The sequence below is a fragment of the Mesorhizobium sp. P2_A12 genome (assembly GCF_056405075.1).
In genome coordinates, this window is the sequence record NZ_JBFUCU010000011.1 from 135,659 (window position 1) to 155,777 (window position 20,119).

18 protein-coding genes and 1 pseudogene are annotated in these 20,119 nt (G+C 59.2%); 9 read left to right on the forward strand and 10 right to left on the reverse strand.

Translation table 11 applies throughout. From position 1 onward, the window contains the following. Positions 1-17: 17 nt before the first annotated feature. From AC1DZU_RS22400 to AC1DZU_RS22410, 3 genes are all read right to left on the reverse strand, one after another. Positions 18-1,361: an MmgE/PrpD family protein gene (locus tag AC1DZU_RS22400; protein ID WP_477288422.1), complete on the reverse strand. Its 1,344-nt coding sequence runs from the start codon at positions 1,359-1,361 to the stop codon at positions 18-20. A gap of 65 nt (positions 1,362-1,426) precedes the next feature. Beyond that, positions 1,427-2,176, reverse strand: a complete 750-nt coding sequence (locus tag AC1DZU_RS22405) for an SDR family NAD(P)-dependent oxidoreductase (RefSeq protein ID WP_477288424.1) — start codon at positions 2,174-2,176, stop codon at positions 1,427-1,429. Beyond that, positions 2,173-2,883, reverse strand: a complete 711-nt coding sequence (locus tag AC1DZU_RS22410; RefSeq protein ID WP_457154483.1) for an FCD domain-containing protein — start codon at positions 2,881-2,883, stop codon at positions 2,173-2,175. Before AC1DZU_RS22410 ends, AC1DZU_RS22405 begins: the two co-directional genes overlap by 4 nt. 106 nt (positions 2,884-2,989) lie before the next feature. Between AC1DZU_RS22410 and AC1DZU_RS22415 the strand changes: the two genes are divergently transcribed. The 9 genes from AC1DZU_RS22415 (at position 2,990) to AC1DZU_RS22455 (ending at position 13,032) form a co-directional block, all read left to right on the forward strand. Beyond that, the gene (locus AC1DZU_RS22415; protein ID WP_477288426.1) at positions 2,990-3,574 is read left to right on the forward strand and encodes a chromate transporter; all 585 of its coding nucleotides are present in this window, start codon (positions 2,990-2,992) and stop codon (positions 3,572-3,574) included. Further along, entirely contained in the window at positions 3,546-4,100 is a 555-nt protein-coding gene (locus AC1DZU_RS22420) for a chromate transporter (RefSeq protein ID WP_477288428.1), read from the forward strand. Before AC1DZU_RS22415 ends, AC1DZU_RS22420 begins: the two co-directional genes overlap by 29 nt. A gap of 157 nt (positions 4,101-4,257) precedes the next feature. Next, positions 4,258-5,325 carry an ABC transporter ATP-binding protein gene (locus AC1DZU_RS22425; protein WP_477288430.1) on the forward strand — a complete coding sequence of 356 codons (1,068 nt, stop codon included), beginning with the start codon at positions 4,258-4,260 and terminating at the stop codon, positions 5,323-5,325. A gap of 11 nt (positions 5,326-5,336) precedes the next feature. Next, positions 5,337-6,383, forward strand: coding sequence for an ABC transporter substrate-binding protein (locus tag AC1DZU_RS22430; RefSeq protein WP_477288432.1), 1,047 nt, complete (start codon positions 5,337-5,339; stop codon positions 6,381-6,383). Between the two features lie 128 nt (positions 6,384-6,511). After that, positions 6,512-8,242, forward strand: a complete 1,731-nt coding sequence (locus tag AC1DZU_RS22435) for an ABC transporter permease (RefSeq protein ID WP_477288434.1) — start codon at positions 6,512-6,514, stop codon at positions 8,240-8,242. Positions 8,243-8,451: 209 nt separating this feature from the next. Then, positions 8,452-9,159, forward strand: a complete 708-nt coding sequence (locus tag AC1DZU_RS22440) for an FCD domain-containing protein (RefSeq protein ID WP_477225726.1) — start codon at positions 8,452-8,454, stop codon at positions 9,157-9,159. 250 nt (positions 9,160-9,409) lie between these two features. Next, positions 9,410-10,819: an MmgE/PrpD family protein gene (locus AC1DZU_RS22445; protein ID WP_477288436.1), complete on the forward strand. Its 1,410-nt coding sequence runs from the start codon at positions 9,410-9,412 to the stop codon at positions 10,817-10,819. A 49-nt stretch (positions 10,820-10,868) separates the two neighbouring features. Beyond that, positions 10,869-11,960: an isocitrate/isopropylmalate dehydrogenase family protein gene (locus AC1DZU_RS22450; protein ID WP_477288438.1), complete on the forward strand. Its 1,092-nt coding sequence runs from the start codon at positions 10,869-10,871 to the stop codon at positions 11,958-11,960. Further along, entirely contained in the window at positions 11,947-13,032 is a 1,086-nt protein-coding gene (locus AC1DZU_RS22455; RefSeq protein WP_477288440.1) for a tartrate dehydrogenase, read from the forward strand. Before AC1DZU_RS22450 ends, AC1DZU_RS22455 begins: the two co-directional genes overlap by 14 nt. Positions 13,033-13,063: 31 nt before the next feature. Here the strand turns inward: AC1DZU_RS22455 and AC1DZU_RS22460 are convergent. The 7 genes and pseudogenes from AC1DZU_RS22460 to AC1DZU_RS22490 form a co-directional block, all read right to left on the reverse strand. After that, positions 13,064-13,228 (reverse strand): annotated as a pseudogene (locus AC1DZU_RS22460) (four-carbon acid sugar kinase family protein); the annotation flags it as partial. 7 nt (positions 13,229-13,235) lie between these two features. Continuing rightward, on the reverse strand, positions 13,236-14,060 hold the full coding sequence (locus tag AC1DZU_RS22465) for a hypothetical protein (protein WP_477288442.1): 825 nt from the start codon (positions 14,058-14,060) through the stop codon (positions 13,236-13,238). 355 nt (positions 14,061-14,415) lie between these two features. Continuing rightward, on the reverse strand, positions 14,416-15,525 hold the full coding sequence (locus AC1DZU_RS22470) for a hypothetical protein (RefSeq protein WP_477288444.1): 1,110 nt from the start codon (positions 15,523-15,525) through the stop codon (positions 14,416-14,418). A gap of 11 nt (positions 15,526-15,536) precedes the next feature. Further along, a complete protein-coding gene (locus AC1DZU_RS22475; RefSeq protein ID WP_477288446.1) occupies positions 15,537-17,162 on the reverse strand; it encodes a discoidin domain-containing protein in 1,626 nt (541 codons plus the stop codon). Positions 17,163-17,186: 24 nt separating this feature from the next. Then, positions 17,187-18,089, reverse strand: coding sequence for a glycosyltransferase (locus tag AC1DZU_RS22480; RefSeq protein ID WP_477288448.1), 903 nt, complete (start codon positions 18,087-18,089; stop codon positions 17,187-17,189). Between the two features lie 140 nt (positions 18,090-18,229). Next, a complete protein-coding gene (locus AC1DZU_RS22485) occupies positions 18,230-19,318 on the reverse strand; it encodes a tetratricopeptide repeat-containing glycosyltransferase (protein ID WP_477288450.1) in 1,089 nt (362 codons plus the stop codon). 19 nt (positions 19,319-19,337) lie between these two features. Beyond that, complete coding sequence (locus AC1DZU_RS22490) at positions 19,338-20,114, reverse strand: DUF707 domain-containing protein (RefSeq protein ID WP_477288452.1); 777 nt, start codon at positions 20,112-20,114, stop codon at positions 19,338-19,340. Positions 20,115-20,119: the final 5 nt, after the last annotated feature.

The window sequence follows — 20,119 nt, forward strand, 5'->3', positions numbered from 1 at the left end:
CACTCGCCGAAATACGACTAGGCTTGTGGGGTTGCGGCCTGCGCGATCGCCGCGGTGTCTTCGAGGCTCTCGATATCCCAGCACAGGTCGCGCAGACGCGCCGTTGCCTTTGCACCCAGAACCGGTTCGGCCAGTCCGCCGAACTTTGCGTTGAGGTCGTCGTCGGTCATCGGCCGCGCCAGGCTGCCGATCGCATGCTCGACATGCCTCTTGAGCACGCGACCATCCCTGAGCTTGATCGTGACGTGACATTCGTCTTCAGCGACGCTTTGCGACGCCACCGCGCTGACGCGATCGCGCAGCGCAATGACCTGCTTATCGCGCACGTTTGCATCGCTATATTCTGCCTCGCCGGCGCGGCCTTCGATGATGGCGACCGCCGCCGAATGGTAGACACTGAATTTGCCTTCGAGGCCGACCTGTGGGGTCTTCTTGCCGGTCAATTCCAACACCAACGGGTCGACTTCCAACTCAATGCTTTCGATCTCGTCGGCCTTCAGGCCGAATTCATTGCGCAATTGCACACAGCCGTCGATGATCGGATGGATGACGATGCCGCAAGCGAACGGCTTGTAGGTGTTCAGCGCGATCTCGAAACTCTCGCCCAGGCCTTTGGTGATCTCATCGAAATTCCGCTCGGTGGACATGACATGGGCAAAACCGCGCGGCGCCTCGAGCACGCGGTTTGACGAGGTGAAGTCGCGTTGCGCCAGTACGGCAGAGAGCAGTCCGTTTTGCGCGGCGCGGCCGGGATGGAAGCTTTTGCACATGGTTCCGAACATCTCACGAAAACCCGAAGACTGTGTGCCGGCGATGCCGAGCGCCCAGATCATCTGCAGTTCGCTGAGGCCGAGCAGGCGGCCTGCCGCGGCGGCGGCTCCGAAAACGCCGGCGGTTCCGGTGATGTGCCAGCCGATGTCGTAGTGCGCGGGATAGACGGCGTTGCCGATGCGGCATTCGACCTCGACGCCGAGGATGAAGGCATGCAGGAGATCACGCCCGCTCACCGTCTGCATCTGAGCCAGGCTGAGGATTGCGGAGGCGACCGGCCCGGCCGGATGGATGATGGTCCTCAGATGCGTGTCGTCGAAATCGAAGACGTGGCTGGCGATGCCGTTGATGAGCGCGGCGTTCAGGGCGTCCAGCCGTTCGCTGCGGCCGAGGATCGCAGCCTGATCCTTGCCGGCGAACGGTGACACCGCGGACAAGGCAATGTCCACGCTTGGATGTTGCGAGCCGCCTACCGCGCAGCCGGTCCAGTTGAGGAAGGAGCGCACCGCTTCGCGCCGGACGTTTGCCGGTACGCTGTCCGCGGATGCCGACACGACATAGCGCGCCAGAATGGCTGTAACGTCCATCATTTGATCTCCCTGGATCGCCGTCGGGCACCGCCCGGTGCATCGGCGTGCTTGCTGATTGGCGTGCATCACGCCATGAAGGCACCGCCATTGACGTGGACGGTCTGGCCGGTGATGTAGCGAGCCGCCGGTCCGCAGAGATAGCGCACGAGCAGTGCAACTTCCTCTGGTGTTCCACGCCGCCCGACAGGCGGCAGTTTCCCGGCATGATGAGAAGGCTCTTCGCCGGCACGCCGAGTGTCGATCATGCCAGGCGAAACGCAATTGACCGTGATGCCTTCACCGGCAAGGTCATGGGCGAGCGCCCGGGTGAATCCGGCCAGGCCCGCCTTGGCCGCGATGACATGGGCGCGACCGCTGGCGCCGGTATGAGCCGACAGACCGCCGATGTTGATCAGCACGCCTTGTCCTGATTTCTTGAGATGCGGGAGCGCCGCATGGGCGGTGAGGAATGCACCATCGAGGATGATCGAAAGCACTTCGCGCCATTCGGTGAAACTCAGATCCGCGAACGCGGTTTCGCGTCGCACGGCGGCGCTGTTGACGAGAATGTCTATGCCGCCGAACTGCCGGACAGCCGCGCCAACCAGCGCGTCGACGGCATTCGGATCGACGACGTCTGCCAGGACGGCCGTGGCCCTGCCGCCGGCAGCCATGATCTCGTTGACGACAGCTTCGGCTTCGGCGCGAGATGTGCGTGCGTTCACCACCACCGCGGCCCCGGCTCGAGCCAGTTCCAGCGCCATCACGCGGCCGATGTTGCGCCCTGCACCGGTCACGATGGCGACGCGCCCCTCAAGTTCCCGAGCGCCGTTCATGCGATGTCCGTGGTTTTGGCAGCACCGCCGATCGAATGTTCCGTGTCGGCTGCCGCCGGCAGGGTCATGCGGCTCTTGCCGCTCAGCACATGCGCAAACGCTGCATCCATGGCTGCCGTGGCGTCGCCCGCTCCCAGCGCTGCCACGATGCGGCGATGCTCGATATTGGATACGGTCAGGCCGCCGCCTTGCAGCAGCGCGCGCTCCCGAAACAGATGCAGTTCCTTGACGAGCTCGGAATAGGCTTTGTGCAGCCGGCTGTTCCCGGCAAAGCGCAGGATGGAATCGTGGAATTCCAGATTGAGCGGATAGTAGTTGTCGAGCGAATTCGCGAGAACCGCTTCTTCCATGCGATCAAGTAAACTCTGGAGTTCTGAAATCTGCTCCGGCGTCACCTTGGTCGCCAGCAGCCGCGCCGCCGATGCAAACAGGCCTGCTCGCACGTCGTAGAGTTCGGCCGCCTGTTCCTCGCCAATCCTGCGCATGAACACGCCTCGATTGGGCACGAGCTCGAGCAAGCCTTTTTCGGCGAGCGCGCGGCAGACTTCGCGGATCGGGCCGCGGCTCACCGAGAAGCGGATTGCCAGCGAATTCTCGTTCAATCGCTCACCAGGGGCAAATTCTCCCGACAGGATGAGGGTTTCCAACTCACGTCGAAGGACGCTCGTCAGGGAATGGTTCTGGAGAAATTCAAGCTCGGCCCTCATGGGGTAGTGATCGACTATTTACTGCAAACTGTCAACAGAATACAGTGCCGCCGACGCAGCGATCGAGCACATCCCTGGTTTGAAAGCAGGAAAAATCGGAGGTTTCATGGATCAAATGGATGTCCCGCTGGCGCCTGACACGTCGCCCCCACCAAGCCTCCTTGAGCTCTTCCTGGCGTTCACCAAGCTCGGCATCACCAGCATTGGCGGTGGTGTGAACGGCATGATGCACACGGAATTCGTGGTGAATCGGCGCTGGTTCAGCGACAAACAGTTTCTGTCAGGGCTGGCGCTTAGCCAGTCCCTTCCTGGTGTCAATGTTGCAAACCTGGCGCTCTGGCTCGGGTTTCAATGTCGCGGTGTCGTCGGAGCCGTGGTGGCGCTGGCGGCGGTGGTGCTGCCCCCCGCGGTCGCAATAGTCCTGATAGGAAATATCGTGCTGAGGCTGAGCGCCGATCCCGCAATCGGCGCTATGCTCGTGGGTCTGGCGGTTGCGGCCGCCGGCTTGTCACTGTCAGTCGGCTACCTTGCCATGCGCTATGCGTGTGTCGACGCGGTTTCAATTGCCCTCTTCACGTGCACGCTGATCGGCGCGACGGTCTTTCATTTCTCGGCTCTCGTCGTTGTGGCGGTGCTTGCACCCATCGGCATCGGCGTCGGCTTTGCAAGAAGCCGCCATGAAAGACGATAATCTGCTTGTCAGCCTGTTTCTGGTGTTCGCGCCTCTGTCCTTGATGGCCATCGGCGGGGGAGCCTCCATTCTGGGCGAACTGCAGCACAGCGTTGTCGACAACCAGCATTGGTTGACCAACAAGACCTTTCTCGACATGTTTGCCATCTCACGCGTTGCGCCCGGACCGGGAACCCTGATCGTCACGCTGATGGGTTGGCATCTTGCCGGATGGGCGGGCGCGATCGTTGCGACGATTGCGATTTTTGCGCCGTCGTCGCTGCTGGTGATCGTGATCGCGCATTTCTGGCACAGCCGCCCCAATGCGGCATGGCAAGGGGCTTTGGTTTATGGCCTGGCTCCGCTCGCCGCCGGGCTGGTGCTGTCAAGCGTGTTCACTCTCTTGAGCAACGCGAAAGGCGGATGGATTGCCTGGTGCGTGGCAATCGTGGTCGCCGTTGCCGCGCGGACAATTCGTTTGGGTCCACTGACGCTGATGGCCGCTGGATCGTTGGTTTTCTGCGGGCTGTTGTGGGCCGCCGGATAGCGCGCCGCAAAGCCATTTCGATTCAACGCAGATGGCAACGCTTTGTGATTCGTGCAGATAGTCGTCAGTTAATTGTTGACAATTGACAAAATTAGATCGACCTTTAGTAGAAGGCACAAGCGCATCGCGTTTGTGAGGAAATGTTTCGGGAGGACCGATGGCCTTTGTGGAACTCGATAAGCTGACCAAGCGCTACGGCAAGTTGACGGTGGTCAACGCGGTCGATCTCTCTATCGAGAAGGGAAAGCTGGTGTGCCTGCTCGGACCTTCGGGCTGCGGCAAGACCACGACCCTGCGCCTGGTTGCCGGCTTCGTTCAGCCGTCGGATGGTCAGATCCGTGTCGGCGGCCGTGTCGTGTCGTCGCCGCACGCCAGCGAACCGCCGGAAGCGCGCAACATGTCGATGATCTTCCAGAGCTATGCGCTCTGGCCGCATATGACGGTGTTCGAGAACATCGCCTACGGCTTGCGGCTTCGTCGCATGGGCAAGGCCGATATTCAGGCAAAGACAGGCCGCATCCTCCAGGCGACCAAGCTCGAAAGTCTGGCCGAGCGCTATCCGGGCGAGTTGTCGGGCGGTCAGCAGCAGCGTGTTTCCCTGGCGAGGGCCCTTGTCATCGAGCCGGAGACGCTGCTGCTCGACGAGCCGCTTTCCAACCTCGACGCCAATCTTCGCGAGGAGATGCGGTTTGAAATCCGCCGCCTTCACGACGAGTTCCGGTACACGACCGTTTACGTCACGCACGATCAGACGGAGGCCATGACCGCTGCCGATGTCATCGTGGTGATGAACCAGGGCAATGTCGAGCAGGCCGGCTCTCCCGAAGACATTTACGAGCGGCCGCGTTCTGAGTTCGTTGCACAGTTCATCGGCGGCACCAACATCTTCAAGGGCAAGCGGGTCGGAACGGACACCGTCGATTGCGGCAACGGTCTGCTGCTGCGCTGTGGCAGCGGCGACTATGCCGCCAACGGCCAGACCGCCGTATCCGTGCGGCATCACGATCTGCATCTCACCAACGAGAAGCCGAACGGCGATCCGAGCAACTGGGCCACCGGAAAGGTCGTGCGCCAAGTCTATCTCGGGTCGCATCGCGATTATCTTGTCAATCTATCAGGTGGCGAAACCGTGCGGGCGATCGCGCCTGTCGATGTCGCGGTCCCGGAAAACCAGCAAATTTGGCTTCATTGCCCACCTGATCGTTGCCGGGCGCTCGCACACTAGGGAGAGAGAGAATGTCCAATAAGAAAGTCGCAGCAGGCGCGTTTTTAGCAGCCTTGGCATGGGGTCAAATGGCCTGGGCGGGTCCGCCCGAACCCTACAAGGTTACGGACGACCTGGTTGCCGCGGCAACCAAGGAAGCGTCGGTGGTCTACTACACCTCCACCGATGTCCAGGTCGCCGAGAAACTGGGCGCCGCATTCGAGGCGCACTATCCAGGCATCAAGGTCCAGGTGGAAAGGGCCGGCTCCGAGCGCGTCTTTCAGCGCATAGGTCAGGAATATTCGAGCGGCATCCACAACGCCGACATCATCGAAACCTCCGACGCATCCCATTTCCTGACGTTCAAGGAGCAGAACTGGCTGACGCCGGCCGTTCCGGAGGATGTCGCCAAGATGTGGCCGGAAAAGGATCGTGATCCCGATGGCTTTTATGCGGCGTTCCGAGCCACGCTGACGGTGATTGCCTACAGGACAGACCTGGTCAAGGAAGGTGACGCGCCGAAGACCTGGACCGACCTGCTCGATCCCAAATACAAAGGCAAGCTGGTGAAGTCGCATCCAGGCTACAGTGGCAACGTGATGACCGCCACCTACGCACTCAGCCAGCTTCTCGGATGGGACTATTTCGAGAAACTGGGCAAGCAGGGTGTCATGCAGGTTCAGTCCTCGACGGAGCCGCCGAAGGTCCTCGCCCAGGGCGAACGCCCGATCCAGGCCGACGGCAACGAATACAACGTCTTCATCCTCCAGGACAAAGGCGTGCCGATCAAGGCGGTCTATCCGGCGGAGGGAACCTCGATCGCCTACGGCAACGCCGCGATCCTGGCTTATGCTCCTCATCCGAACGCAGCCAAGCTGTTCTATTCCTTCATGTTCTCGCAGGAAGCGCAGCAGCTGAATGACGATTTCGGCGGTTTGCGTTCGGTTCGCCCGGACGTGAAGGAGAAATCCAACCGCACGCCGCTCTCACAGATCAAGCTTCTCGACTCCGATCCGTCGAACGTCCGGGATGCCGTCGAAGAGATCAAGCAGAAGTACGAAGAGTATTTCGGCACGTAAGCAATGGCTCGGTACCGGCCACGGTGCCAGAATGAGGATCTTGCGATGTCGTCACCGGCGACATCGCCACATCCCTGGGCTATCGGCGGTCGATCCGCCGACGTCGGATCAACCTCAGAGGTGACCAGGTGACCATCGCTGCATTGTCTCCCGATACCGCCAACAGGCGACACCTCGGCAGGTTCGATTTGTCGACGCCGCTCTTCGTGCTGCTTGCAGTGGTTCTGTGTGTGCTGGTCCTGCTGCCTTTGTTCTGGCTGGGATACTACGCCCTCACCAACAAGGCTGGTTCACCGACCCTGGCGAACCTGGCCCGTCTCTTTACCGATGCTACAATTCGCCGAGCTTTCCTTATTTCGGTGGGCATGGCTGGTTGCGTCGGCGTGTTCTCTTGCCTGGTCGCCACACCACTCGCCTGGCTCGTCGCGCGCACCGACATGCCGGGGCAGCGCCTGGTCCGCAGCCTGGTGACGGCATCCTTCGTGACGCCGCCATTCCTGGGTGCCATTGCCTGGGCGATGCTGGCCGCGCCCAACAGCGGCATCCTCAACAACATCTACCGCTGGGCATTTGGCCTCGATCAATCGCAGGCGCTGTTCAACATCTACACCTTCACCGGACTGGTGTTCGCGGTCACCTGCTACTCGTTCCCCTTCGTCTTCACGCTCGTCGCCAACGCCTTCGACAAGGTGCCATCCGATCTTGAGGAAGCGTCGGCGATCCTCGGCGGCAAGCCAGGCACCACATTGCGGCGGGTGACCCTGCCGATGGTGCTGCCGGCGATGCTCGCCGGGTCTCTGGTCGCCATCGTCCAGGCCTTCACCATGTTCGGTTCGCCGGCGATCCTGGCGCTGCCGGCCGGGTTCCATGTTCTCACCACCAAGATCTGGAGCTTCTTCCAGTTTCCTCCACGGCTTGATCTCGCGGCAGCAAGCGCCGTGCCTTTGCTTGTGGTCACAATGCTCTTGTTGTGGGGGCAGAGATGGCTGCTTGGGCGCCGTGGCTATACCGTGCTCGGCGGCAAGAGCGGCACCCCCCGGCGTGTAAAGCTGGGCAACTGGAAATGGCTGGCGGGCGCATACGTTCTGTTCATCCTGTGCGTGACGATCCTGTTCCCCTACCTGGCCTTGCTCAAGGTAGCGCTGACCCACAACATTTCCGAACCGCTCAGCTGGAGTTCCTTGACGCTCCATAACTTCAATTTCGTGCTTTTCGAATTCTCCAGCACGCGGCTCGCCATCTGGAACACCCTGATCCTCGGCCTCGCGACGGCAACGATCGCGACCGGCATAGCTCTTGTCGTGTCCTATCTGGTTGCGCGCCGCGCGGTGCCGGGCGCCTCGCTGCTCGGCATGCTGGCGACCGCGCCAATTGCGATTCCAGGCATTGTGCTGGGCGTCGGCCTTTTCCTGGCCTATGCCAATCCGACTTTCGGCCTCTACGGCACGCTGTGGATCCTGCTGATCGCGTTCCTGACGATTGAGCTTCCGGCCGGTTACCAGCAACTGTCATCGGCCTTCCATGGCGTCCATCCGGAACTGGAGGAAGCCAGCCGGATTCTCGGCGCCACGCGCCTGAAGACCCTTTGGCAGATCACCGCGCCATTGTTGCGCACCAGCCTGATCGCGGCCTGGTGTTTCGTCTTCATCGGCACCATCCGGGAACTGTCGGCGACGGTCCTGCTGACGACGGCGCAGACCAAGCTGGTCTCGGTCATCATCTACGACCTCAACGAAAGCGGCGACTACGGTGCGATTTCAGTGCTTGGTATTCTGCTGCTGGTGGTTTCGTTCACTGTCGTCTTCATAGCCAACAAGGTTCCGGTTCTCGGCGGCGCGGCTCCGAGGAGTGGCAGTTGATAGGATACAGCTTGGTTCCACAGCAATTATCGGCGTTTCGCTTGACAAGAGGAAGTATCGTCTCAGTCATGGGCCCGATTGGACGCGTCGGCATCAATTCGATGAGGGAGACCAAACCATGGATGATGCGCAGGCAACGCGTTGGCGCCCATCAGGGCCGGACCAGGCAAGCGGTATCTTCCGTGACGCATTGAACGGAATTCAGGCCCATGGCTAACGAAACCGAGAACATGCAGGGATTTTCGCCCATCGACTTTTTGCGCACGCGCTCGCTTGCCAATGTCGTGCAGCACGAAATAGAGCGAATGATTGTCGAGGGGGAGTTCACACCCAACGAGAGGATCAACGAAAACGCCCTGGCCCAGCAACTCAAGGTCAGCCGGGGACCGATCCGCGAAGCGTGCAGCGCGCTGGCCGCTCTTGGGCTGATCCAGGTGATTCCCAATCGCGGGTTTTTCGTGCGCGAACTCAGCGAAGACGAAGCCCGTGATGTCTCGGAAGCCCGTGCCTACATCTTCGCCTGCATGACCATGAGCGTTGCCGAGAGGATCACCGACCCCGAGGTCGCCAGGCTGCGCGCGCTCGTCGACCGCATGGACGCGCTGGCCAAGACCGGTGAGGTGAGCCAGTACTACCCGGTCAATCTGGAGTTCCATTCCGAACTGGCCAGGATGTGCGGCAACGCACGCCTGGCGCAGATCTATCTTGGCCTCGCTCGTGAGCTTCATATCCAGCGCTATCGAGCATTGGCGAGTGGCGACGTGCTCGACATATCCAACCGCGAGCACAGGGCAATAGTTGAGGCTGTTGCCGCCCGCGACCCGCAACGGGCTTTCACGGCCGGGCGGGAGCATATCGTCAATGGCACCTCGCGCACGCGCAGGGCCAGCGTCGCTTTGCGCCACGGCTCCGACTGACCCCCACAGGGGCTACTCTCCACCCATACCTGTAGTCGAGGTCGAGGACAGATACCGCGACAGCATTTTGTATGCCGGCGGTGGCGACTGTCCGACGAACTGAAAACTTGGTTGCCCTGTCGACAAAAAATTGTTGACAGTTTACCAAAACTGCCTTCCTACTCTTCTGCATCAGGCGGCCATGACGTGGAGTCGAGCTTGAACTCGATGCCTGGCTGGGCTGCTACACGTTCGATGGAGAGGACTATCAATGCACGACACCGCACCTGCAGGTCTCACGAATTATGTGGCGGAATTCGTCGCGTCGGCCACTCCGGAAGATCTGCCGGACGACGTCGTGGCCCTTGGCAAGAAGTCGATACTGGACGGCATTGGGCTGGCTCTTTCAGGCTCGGTCGCGCAAAGCGGCGACCTCGTCCGCCGCCATCTCGATGAGCTTGGACTGATGCCGGGCGCTGCCACCGTAATCGGGGCGGGCCGCAAGGTTGCACCGCGCTTTGCGGCATTCGCGAATGGTGTCGGTGTCCATGCCGATGATTATGACGACACCCAGCTGGCCGTCGCCACGGATCGCGTCTACGGCTTGCTGACCCATCCCACGGCGCCGGCATTGCCCGCTGCTCTGGCCATTGGCGAACAGGTGGGCGCCTCGGGCAAGCAGGTCATGCTGGCTTACCATCTCGGCGTCGAGGTCGAGTGCAAGATCGCCGAGGCCATCGCGCCCCGCCACTATCAGACGGGATTTCACGCGACGGCCACTTGCGGAACCTTTGCCGCGGCCGCGGCTGCTGCGTGGCTACTGCGTTTCGACGCGAAAACCACGGCTCGCGCGCTTTCGATCGCAGGCAGCCAGTCGGCTGGTTTGCGTGAGAATTTCGGCACGATGACCAAGCCGTTCCATGCCGGGCGTGCGTCGGAAAGCGGTGTCGCCGCCGCACAGTTCGCCGCCCATGGATGGACTGCCACCGACAAGATATTGGAGGCCCCGCGCGGGTTCTTCCAGGCGGCCGGCGGCGGTTACGATGAGAACGCCATCCGCGGACGCCTCGGCGCTCCCTGGACGTTCGCCAACCCAGGCATCTCGATCAAGCCGCATCCCTCGGGATCGTTGACCCATCCCGGCATGACGGAGATGGCGCGCCTCATCCGCGAGAATGGCATCAAGGCCGGGGATGTGAAGCACGTGCGCATCGGCACCAATTCCAACATGCCGAACGCCTTGATCCATCACCATCCGCATGATGAGTTGCAGGCCAAGTTCTCCATGGAATTCTGCATGGCCATCCTGCTGCTCGACGGCAAGGCCGGGCTTGGCGAGTTTACGGATGCGGCAACGCAACGCGACGACGTCAAGGCCATGATCGACAAGGTGGATTTCGTCATCGACGAAAAGGCCGAGAAGGCAGGCTATCACAAGATGACGACGATCATCGACGTCACGCTCAATGATGGCCGCGTCATCCATGGCGAAGCCGATTTCGGCAAAGGCAGCCCCGCCAATCCGATGAGCTACGAAGAGGTTGCCGACAAGTTCCGGGACAACGCGGCTCATGCCCGCCTTGCCCGTTCGGCGGCTGACGAGGTCGTCGCGCTAGTGCGCGACCTCGAAGAACAGCCCTCGCTCGAGCGGTTGATGGCCCTGGTCGCCAAGGCCGGCTGACGGTCTTCGTGGCGCTGCGCCGCAGCCGGCATTCAGAAAGGTTGGTTCGATGGCCCATCTCACGATCGGCATCCTCAACGGCGATGATATCGGACACGAAATCGTGCCTGCTGCCGTGCGCATCGCCCAGGCCGCCGCGGCGCGAACGGGTCTCGACATCGACTGGCGACCGATGCCGATTGGCCGCTCGGCACTCGACACACACGGCTCGACGATGCCCGAAGGCACGCTCGAGACGCTTTCGACACTCGATGGCTTCATACTCGGTCCGATCGGACATCGCGCCTATCCAAAGGTGATTGGCGCGATCAACCCGCATCCGATCTTGCGCAAGCACTTCGGCCTTTTCGCCAACGTCCGTCCGACGCGCTCGTTTCCCGGACTTGGCGCGCTGTTCGACGATGTCGATCTCGTCATCGTTCGGGAAAACAATGAGGGCTTCCAGCCGGATCGCAATGTGGTTGCCGGTTCGGGAGAATTTCGTCCAACGCACGATACGACCATTTCGGTCCGCGTCATCACCCGTGCTGGCAGCTATCGCGTGGCCAAGGCCGCACTCGAACTTGCCAGAACCCGGCGCAGGAAGCTGACGATCGTTCACAAGGACACCGTGTTCAAGCTCGGCTGCGGTATGTTCGTGGAGGAGTGCTACCGGGCCGCCGAGCAGTTCCCTGACGTCGCTGTCGACGAGGTGATCGTCGACACCTTCGCCATGCGGTTGCTGCGCGATCCCCAGACATTCGATGTCGTCGTCACCACAAACATGTTCGGTGACATACTGAGCGACGAGGCAGCAGGCCTCGTCGGCGGGCTCGGCATGGCGCCCGGCCTGTGTATCGGTGAAGGCAACATAGCCATGGCACAGGCGGCGCACGGGTCTGCTCCCGATATTGCCGGAAAGGGCATCGTCAATCCCTATGCGATGGTCGAATCCACCCGCATGCTGCTGGAATGGCTTGGCCACAACCGCGGCATTGCCGAGGCACTCGCCGCGGCGTCCATGATGGCGCAATCAACCATTGCCGCGCTCTCGCGACCCGAAACGCGCACGGGCGACATACGTGGGATCACCAACACCGAAGGAATGACCAGCGCCATCGTCGCTGCCATCGAGAAGGAATCTGAAAATGTCCTCGCATAAGATCGCGGTCATCGGCGGCGATGGTATCGGCCCGGAGGTGGTTGAGGCCGGCGTCAAGGTGCTGGAAACGCTGGCAGACGTCGAGCCAGGCCTTGCCTTCGATTTCAAGCGCTTTGACTGGGGCTCGGACTATTATCGCCGCAACGGCCGCATGATGCCGCAAGATGGTCTGGCTCAGATCGAGGGCTTCGATGCCATCTATTTCGGTTCGGTCGGTGATCCGAACCTTCCCGACGATATCACGCTCTGGGGTCTGCGTCTGGCCATCTGCCAGGGGTTCGACCAATATGCCAATGTGCGGCCGACGCGTCTGCTGCCCGGACTGACCGGTCCGCTGCGGCCAGAGCTCGGCAAGCAGATAGACTGGGTGATCGTCCGCGAGAACAGCGAGGGCGAATATGCCGGCGTCGGCGGTCGCGCCCATCGCGGCCTGCCGATCGAGGTCGGCATGGATGTCGCCGTCTTTACCCGCACCGGCATTGAACGGATCGCCCGCTTCGCCTGCGATCTTGCCATGTCGCGCCCCCGCAAGCTGCTGACCGTGGTGACAAAGTCGAATGCACAGCGCCATGGCATGGTGCTCTGGGACGAAGTCGTGCGCGAAGTGGTGCGCGACCGCCCTGGTCTGACTGTCGACTGGATGCTGGTCGACGCGATGACCCAGCGCATGGTCAACAAGCCTGGCAGCATCGACACGGTTCTGGCGACCAACCTCCACGCCGACATCCTTTCCGACCTGGCCGCAGCACTTGGCGGGTCGCTCGGCATCGGCTCGACATCGAACATCGATCCGTCGCGCAATCGTCCGTCGATGTTCGAACCCATCCATGGTTCGGCCTTCGACATTACCGGCAAGGGCGTCGCCAATCCGCTTGGATCGTTCTGGACGGCGAGCTTGATGCTGGACCATCTAGGTGAGCAGGCTGCATCGCGACGTCTCATGGTTGCGATCGAAACCGTCACCGGTCGAGGAGAATATCTTAGCCCGGATCTTGGTGGCGCAGCCAACACCGCCGAAGTAACGGCCGCTGTGATTGCCGCGCTTGCAGGCGTGAACAGTCCAGGATCGTGAGGCTTACCCGGACAGCGCGGGGACTGTCCTGTCAACCACCGAGGCCGTCGCGGATCGCGCTGAAATAGCCGTCGGCTCCGACCTGTCCGCTCTTCAGCGCAACCACCAGTCCGTCGATCGCCGCAATGCGCGAATGGGCGACGCATAGCGGGGACCCTGGCGAGGCAGGCAGCGGCATCCGCACAGTCAGGGCGTCGTGCTCTTCACTTGGCCCATTGCGCAACGTGCAGCAGATCACGCAGGCGGATCGGCAATCCGGGCGAAGCGCGCAATTCAGCACAGCTGGCCTCCCATCGCCCGAGATATTCGGCGATCGGTAGACCGGTGCGGCCGGGCCAGCGGTTGAGTGCGCCCAGCGCCTCGAGGCAGTCCGGCGCGCGGTCGTATTCGGCGAGGATGGTCACGGACATCGCTTGGGCGAATAGATTGAGGCCGGGTATTTCGATCTCGCTGCGATGGTCGGCGAACCACGCCGCGGCGTCGCTGGTGAGCCCCTGGCTGTCGGCAAGCGCGGTATAGCCTCGGATGATGTTTTCGCGATACTTGGCAATGGCATCGCCGAAGGCGTTGTCACCGGCGAAGGGCGGGGCCTCCTTCCAGCTTTTCGCCAGACGCCCGAGCCCGCGCAGCGAATGGGCCTCCACCATCGCTTCTTCGAGCCACTGGCAGGGCGGCGCCGGCTTGGCGTCCGCCTGCCAGCTGTTGCAGAGTACATGGCCGAGCTCATGGCCGAACTGGTAGGCGAGCTTCGACCAGTCACGCTCGCCGATATCGACGATGATCCAGGCCATGCTGCTGCCGTCCGGATGCAGCCAGATCGCCGGCGTGCCGGAAGTGTGCTCGTCGACACGCAGCCGCGTCGGCTGGCGGTCGGAGACGAGGCGGACGTCATCCAGGCAGGCATGCCGCATGCGCTCGACGACCTGATCTGCCGCACGTGGCAGCATGTGGCCCCAATCGCCGGCGAGCTCGATGGGAGCGGTGAGAAGACTCTTAGATGAGGCAGTCGATGACGCACGCTTGAGCATGGCGGCGTGGCTCCTATCCGATCCAACCCAACGCGCCGGCGCTGCAAAGGTTGTGCCTGCGGCCGTGAAACCCGCGAATAGTGTAATGAAATCTCGCCGCTTCACTCGGATTCCCAATGTCCGATCGATCAACGATCAGGGTATCATGTTGCTCCACATCGGCAAAGATTCGAGAAACAGGCGCATTTTCCAGAGTTATCCGAACCTCTGAAACGGAACGTACTTGACCGCCGATGGTTTCCGGACACCGGTAAGGTGGGCCGCGGTGTGTCGAGCCTCGCGATGACTACGCTACGTCAGTCCGGCTTTCTCGAATGCTCGCGAATACCTCTCGGCTAGATCTTATTCCCGTCGGTCATACCCTCTCGTTGTTTCGTAGCGTGTTACTTCCCTCATTATTGCTTCCCTTCACGATCACTATGAGATTGTGATAAAAATGTATAGATACGATGTGCTTGTCAAAGTACGTTGGTTGATAGCTAGGCTTGATGAGTTCCTCATAGTTCAATGAATCGACAAGGCTCTTGAAGAACCCCAAGATGGTGTCATCGTTTTTTAAGTCGTCACTGTTTCCACCAAACTCCGGCCAATACGAGGTTTGCACATCCTCTATCGCGTATACGCCATTCTTGCTAAGTAGCGGAAATAGCACCTCAAACGATTTTAAAACGTGCGCGTTAATATGACTTCCATCATCAATGATGATGTCAAAGCCCCCTGCGTCTCTGAATACACTTCTTAGGAAGTCTTCCTCGAATTGACTGCCTTGATGGATCTTAACGCGCCCCTGTTCGTGCGGCCGTTTGTCAAAGATATCGATTCCGTGAATGATCGCACTGGGAAAATATTCTTCCCACATGCGTAGTGACCCACCGCCGGCTCTCGGATTGTCATAGCCGCCCACCCCAATCTCCAGAAGAGAAATCTTCTGATCTCGAAAGGGGCTGAAATGATTGTGATAGTGCTGGGCATACCAGTGAGATCCCCATTTATCCACGCCGTGCTTTAGCGCGAGACGAACAAGGTCGTTCGAATGGCGCAAAACGTTGAACTGAAGAACCGCCGGAGGCTCGGCGAGAAGAAAGCCTTCCCACGCACCGCATGCCTTCCGGGACAGTGTGACCCGTCCGTCAGGTTCGGCGCAGAGGAACAGACCTTCGGCCCTGAGTGCAACCCTTCCATTGCTCAGATCCATGATTACAAACACGGTCGCGTCTTCCGGGCTGCCCTCTTCGCCATCCATACTTAGTATTTCGGAGCGGTTAGTCCGACAGACGATAGGCCGCAAGGATCCAGCGACCTCGTACATGATTTGACCATGTGATCCATCCGACACCAAGCGCGCATTGGCCGGGCTGTCCCCCACCGGCCCATGCGCCAATTCGCCCGATTTGGGCGCGACGAAAAGCGTCGTGCCGTGGGCTGTGAGCAGTCGCGGCGGTAACCCTGCAGATCTCCGAATCATCTTTTGGCTCCCTATCGAGTTACAGAACTTGAATTCCGCCCAGATTGGGGTTGTGGGAGACCGTATATCTCCACCTCGGAGAGATGGAGATACTCCTTGCGAGGAATCGAAATTCGAACGTAGCGTGCTTCCACAGGTAAGTCAGAGGACCACACCAGCGGCATTCCGGCGCTATATCCGCCAAAGATCTGACCGGGCTCAGTACTGAATATCAGCTTCCAGAGCTCGCCATCATTCGAGGCTTCGACTACAATGGGCGAAGTTCTGCGCTGCGTCCATTCAGGGATACGGTCGCGGTTAAATATCCGAATGGCGAACACTTGAGATGGTTGTCCAAGGTCAACCCTCCACCACGGATTCTCGGTATTTTCAGTATGAAATCCAAGTGCTTTTGCTGGATCACCATTCACTGCATTCCCGGCGTCTTCCTCCAAGGTTGATCCAACAGACCACCGGCTCAAAGAACTTTGCGTCGCTCGCTTTTTGAGCGCGAGGTTGGGTAACGAAAGATCTATGGGAGGGTGTCCATCGAATTGGCGAACCGGCTGATAGCCCCGCAGTCTACCAACTTCGAGATAGTGATGCAGCGGATCTTCAAACCACCCTTCGCTTATCTCCATTGCGGCGTCGATGTATCGGTGCGCGTACCAGACGGAATCGAAGGTGACGGCAGACCCCTGCGCGGTCCTCGACGGCAAGCCGTTGTCGTAATTTTCTCTCGGCACACGCAGGAATGGGGCGGCAGTCTTCAGCAGCGCAACCTGATTGCGCGATATCTCTTTCCATCTTCCTGATATCCGGTGGTGGTACTCCAGGCTCTGTGCCTCCGGCATTCCATAGTTCAACGGAAACAGAAAGTATCTATAACGAAGATCATCAATCGGCAGCAGATCAACCTCGCGATGGTGCGCCGGATTGTAGAACCCACTGAGCGGAAGGAAGATCGTCTGCGCTTGGGAAAGCCACGCCGCTAACCAGGAGAACGTGCTGACCGCAACGACGATGTTCTTCGCAGAGCGAATCAAATCAAAGTCGGCCCTGGCCCCTTGGCTGTCGTAGAAGACAGCCTTTGGGAAGCGAGATCTAAGTTGTCGCACATACTCTGATTCGCCGAGCTGTCCGACAAACACCGGATTTAGCCCCGTCGAGGCGACTACATCCTCATAAAAATCTATTGGAAGAAGCGGATAGTGGGGTACGCCTTGAAGAATTTCTGCAGTACGAATATTAATCAGCAAGTCATTTTCGCCGATTTGTCGTCCGGGCGAACTGTATGGAAAAAGTGAGTGATAAGCTTGAGGTGAGTCAAGGAACTCCATCCTCTGCAAATGGTCAGCCATCATTATCCGCACTGATTCGCTTCGGTTCGCCAGAAAGCAAATTTCGCCAATGTGAGGCCGAAAAGCGTCCCAAGTCCATAGGTCAATGTTATCAAAAAAACGTTCATTCTGCGTATTGTCAGGGATTTCAAGACCCCATTCCGGAATTGAAACATTAACAATGCTACAGTCCGTGATCCGCTTAGCCATTGCTAGAGCGCCCATATATTGAATCATTTTATTCGCTAAGTTACCTCGATGTCGTACAACAATTACACGCCTACGCGTAAAGTACTCATCCTGCATCGGCTGCGTCATTGCACCGTACCTTCCGTAGAAGTCCTACGCTCGCTTTGCAAACAACTTCACCCAGTCATCAATTGCAAATTCCCAATCAAGAGTCTTCGCAACTTCTTGAATTTCGTGGCAGTACTCTTTATATGCGCCAGGATGTTCTTTGTAATAAATCAATCTCTCAATCGCAAAGGCCTTGAAGGCCTCGCCTTCCAAAGGCGCTGTAAGTCCCGCCCCAAGTGCGGCTTGACGTGGAAATTCGCCGACAGGCGTGCTGATAACCAGCCGACCCGCCGCAGCAGCTTCCAGCGCGGGCAGGCCGAAACCTTCTTTTAGCGACGTCACGAGCACCGCTTGCACGCTTCCGTAGTAGTGCGGCATCGCCAAGTAATGAAATTGACCCGCTGGGGAGAAGACGAGGCCTGCAGCTTCCGCGGCCTCTTTGGCTAGGTGCCCGCGTTTCAAATCAATGCCCTGGTGGTCCGGGCGATGCATGCTGCCACCATAACCGACTACTCTGAGCTCGTCGGCTATGGGTTGAGCGAATCTTCGATGGTTAACTCCCAATTTGACAACTTTCGGAATTCGTTTGATACCCATCGCGATCGAAAGATCGCGGAGAAATTCGCTGACTACGCCGTACTCGGCAAATCTGTCCATTTCTTCGGGCGGACGCGAGGATACGGCGTGATGCAGGTCGTAGTCGCCGTGCGCTACGACAACTATTTTGTCATGCGGAATGCCGTAATTGTCTGTGAGCGGCCACGTCTCGCCTGGAACACTATAGAAATAATCATAATATTTCTCCATCATATCCATATCAGAACGGGAATAGCCCTTACCCCAGTCGAGCATATCACTAACGATACCTCTCTGGTGTAGGTATCTTGTAAGCTCTGCATGCACAGAGCCAAATGCCCAGCCGGTTCCGATAAATTGCAAGACTCTCATTGGATGGTCACCGTGTCCTAAATGTGTGGAATCCAGCGCGACATCGAAAAAATGAACAATCCTTTAGCCAAGGTTCTGCTGCGAATTCTCCGATTCGGCGACTCTTACTGACCAAATATTCTTGACATCTTTTCGTGCCGCTACTCGATTGCGCCACCATGCGCGACATTCGTCAAATGATTAAAGTGTTGTAGGTTATTTTTCAGCCTTAGATTCTCTGGGTCCAACTCCAGTGCCTTTTGCCCCCATTCCACGGCGCGGTTCATGACATTGAGGCGCCACGACGCGATCGCGCCGAGATCGAAAAGCCGAAACCCCCAGCAATGCGCGTCGTCCAGATAACTGCCGGTGTGGTGCGTCTTCTCGATCCCATTGGTGCAGGCCCAGAACAGGTTCAGCCAGTCGGCGTTGCCATGGAACTCTTCGGCCAGGTCGAGCCAGATTTCGCGCCGATGGGGCGCCTCCATCCGGGCCTTGTCCAGCCAGGACAGCCTCTGCTCCGGCCGCATGCGCGCGATGTAACGCATCGCCTCGGATCGTTCTTCGCCCCATGTGCTTGTCGGCAATGCAAGGTAGCGCTCAAGCAGTTGGACGGCCCGCTCTGGCTGGTTGGCCCACATCAAGTCCCGTCCGAGCCAGAAGCATATTTGAGCGTCGCCGGGGTCTTCCTTATGGGCCACTTCCATCAGCGGCAGGTAGCTGCTCCTTGTTGGCTTGGCGAGGTCCTGCACCTCGAACATGACGATATCACTGCTATTCGCGGTGACTTCCCTGTCTCCGGTGAAGACCAGAGCCTCGTGGACAGGCCGCTTGAAGCGATATCCCCAGCGATGGTGAAAGTTCTTCGCCGGCCAGCTTCGCAGTGGTGTCGGGTCCTCGACACTCGATCTGTAGACCGTCTGACAATAAAGGGCTGTCGTCTCAGGGGTCCATGCCGCCTCGAGCTTCGCCCGCCAGCCAGGCTCGAGAAACCGGTCCATGTCCATCGTACAGCATACATCAACGTCAGGCGGGATCAGGGCCATTGCGGCGTTGCGGGCGTCATCGAAGCGCCACGGGCGGACCGCTATCCGGTGCACGGTAATGCCGGCCGCGGTCAATCGTTCTACCGTGTCATCTGTGCTGCCGGTATCGACCACGATACGATAGTCGGCGTCGACGGCCGAATTGGCCCAGCGCTCTGCGTTTGCGGCCTCGTTCAACGCAATTGTGTAGACGGCTACTTTCACTCGTTACCTTCCATAGGATCTATGCTCGAAAGGAGTAAGTGCGGTAGATAAAACGTATTGGCTTAGCGATATATGGATTGGTATCAATCATGGTAAGAATTGACTTCATCTCTTCGTAGGGATCAATACCGATCGAGCGAAGATACGCGTAAAATGCACCTGTCTCGTGATTGCTTACTTGGGTATGCCGCATCAGAAATTCGTCGACAATGCCGGCAGTCCAGCGGTCCGCGAGATGATGGCCCCAATAAAGGTCGAGTCCCCATCCCGAGATTGATAGGTCAAAGGAGTGGAGCATCTCCTTCAGGAAAGCCCGCCTGAAGAAAGGGGCCATGATCTCGACCCAATTCGTGGTCCGCAATTTGAGGCCAGGATGCTGGCGCGTTAGGCCCATCGCGTCGATGCAATCCGGGGTCAAGGCGGGCTGAGCGAGATCAAGCGAATACTCATTGCAAATGGCAAAAAACGCATCTGGATTGAAAAGAATTTCTATGTCGTCATCAAGAAATAGCACTCCTTCATAGACGCTATGAAGGCCTGTAACCTCGAATAGCTGCTTAGCTCCATGCATTTTCGAGCGACCACCAGCAAAAACAAGTTCAGCTCTATTTCGAAGTACATCATCCTGATGTGGCGTGGCGTAGTAATTGATGCCGAGGTCGTAGCCGCGCTCCTCTAGAGGAACCTCAGAAAAAAAGGAAGGGCGGCGCTTCGATCCGGCGCGTATCAGAACCAGATATCGCCTCGGGTCGCGTGGAACCGACAACAGCTGAATATCGTTCGAATTCTCAAACATTGAGG

Excerpts from the sequence above, each read along its gene's own strand:
- AC1DZU_RS22400 (WP_477288422.1), bottom strand. The coding sequence starts at position 1,361 with ATGATGGACGTTACAGCCATTCTGGCGCGCTATGTCGTGTCGGCATCC.
- AC1DZU_RS22405 (WP_477288424.1), bottom strand. The coding sequence starts at position 2,176 with ATGAACGGCGCTCGGGAACTTGAGGGGCGCGTCGCCATCGTGACCGGT.
- AC1DZU_RS22410 (WP_457154483.1), bottom strand. The coding sequence starts at position 2,883 with ATGAGGGCCGAGCTTGAATTTCTCCAGAACCATTCCCTGACGAGCGTC.
- AC1DZU_RS22415 (WP_477288426.1), top strand. The coding sequence starts at position 2,990 with ATGGATCAAATGGATGTCCCGCTGGCGCCTGACACGTCGCCCCCACCA.
- AC1DZU_RS22425 (WP_477288430.1), top strand. The coding sequence starts at position 4,258 with ATGGCCTTTGTGGAACTCGATAAGCTGACCAAGCGCTACGGCAAGTTG.
- AC1DZU_RS22430 (WP_477288432.1), top strand. The coding sequence starts at position 5,337 with ATGTCCAATAAGAAAGTCGCAGCAGGCGCGTTTTTAGCAGCCTTGGCA.
- AC1DZU_RS22440 (WP_477225726.1), top strand. The coding sequence starts at position 8,452 with ATGGCTAACGAAACCGAGAACATGCAGGGATTTTCGCCCATCGACTTT.
- AC1DZU_RS22445 (WP_477288436.1), top strand. The coding sequence starts at position 9,410 with ATGCACGACACCGCACCTGCAGGTCTCACGAATTATGTGGCGGAATTC.
- AC1DZU_RS22450 (WP_477288438.1), top strand. The coding sequence starts at position 10,869 with ATGGCCCATCTCACGATCGGCATCCTCAACGGCGATGATATCGGACAC.
- AC1DZU_RS22455 (WP_477288440.1), top strand. The coding sequence starts at position 11,947 with ATGTCCTCGCATAAGATCGCGGTCATCGGCGGCGATGGTATCGGCCCG.
- AC1DZU_RS22465 (WP_477288442.1), bottom strand. The coding sequence starts at position 14,060 with ATGCTCAAGCGTGCGTCATCGACTGCCTCATCTAAGAGTCTTCTCACC.
- AC1DZU_RS22470 (WP_477288444.1), bottom strand. The coding sequence starts at position 15,525 with ATGATTCGGAGATCTGCAGGGTTACCGCCGCGACTGCTCACAGCCCAC.
- AC1DZU_RS22475 (WP_477288446.1), bottom strand. The coding sequence starts at position 17,162 with ATGACGCAGCCGATGCAGGATGAGTACTTTACGCGTAGGCGTGTAATT.
- AC1DZU_RS22480 (WP_477288448.1), bottom strand. The coding sequence starts at position 18,089 with ATGAGAGTCTTGCAATTTATCGGAACCGGCTGGGCATTTGGCTCTGTG.
- AC1DZU_RS22490 (WP_477288452.1), bottom strand. The coding sequence starts at position 20,114 with ATGTTTGAGAATTCGAACGATATTCAGCTGTTGTCGGTTCCACGCGAC.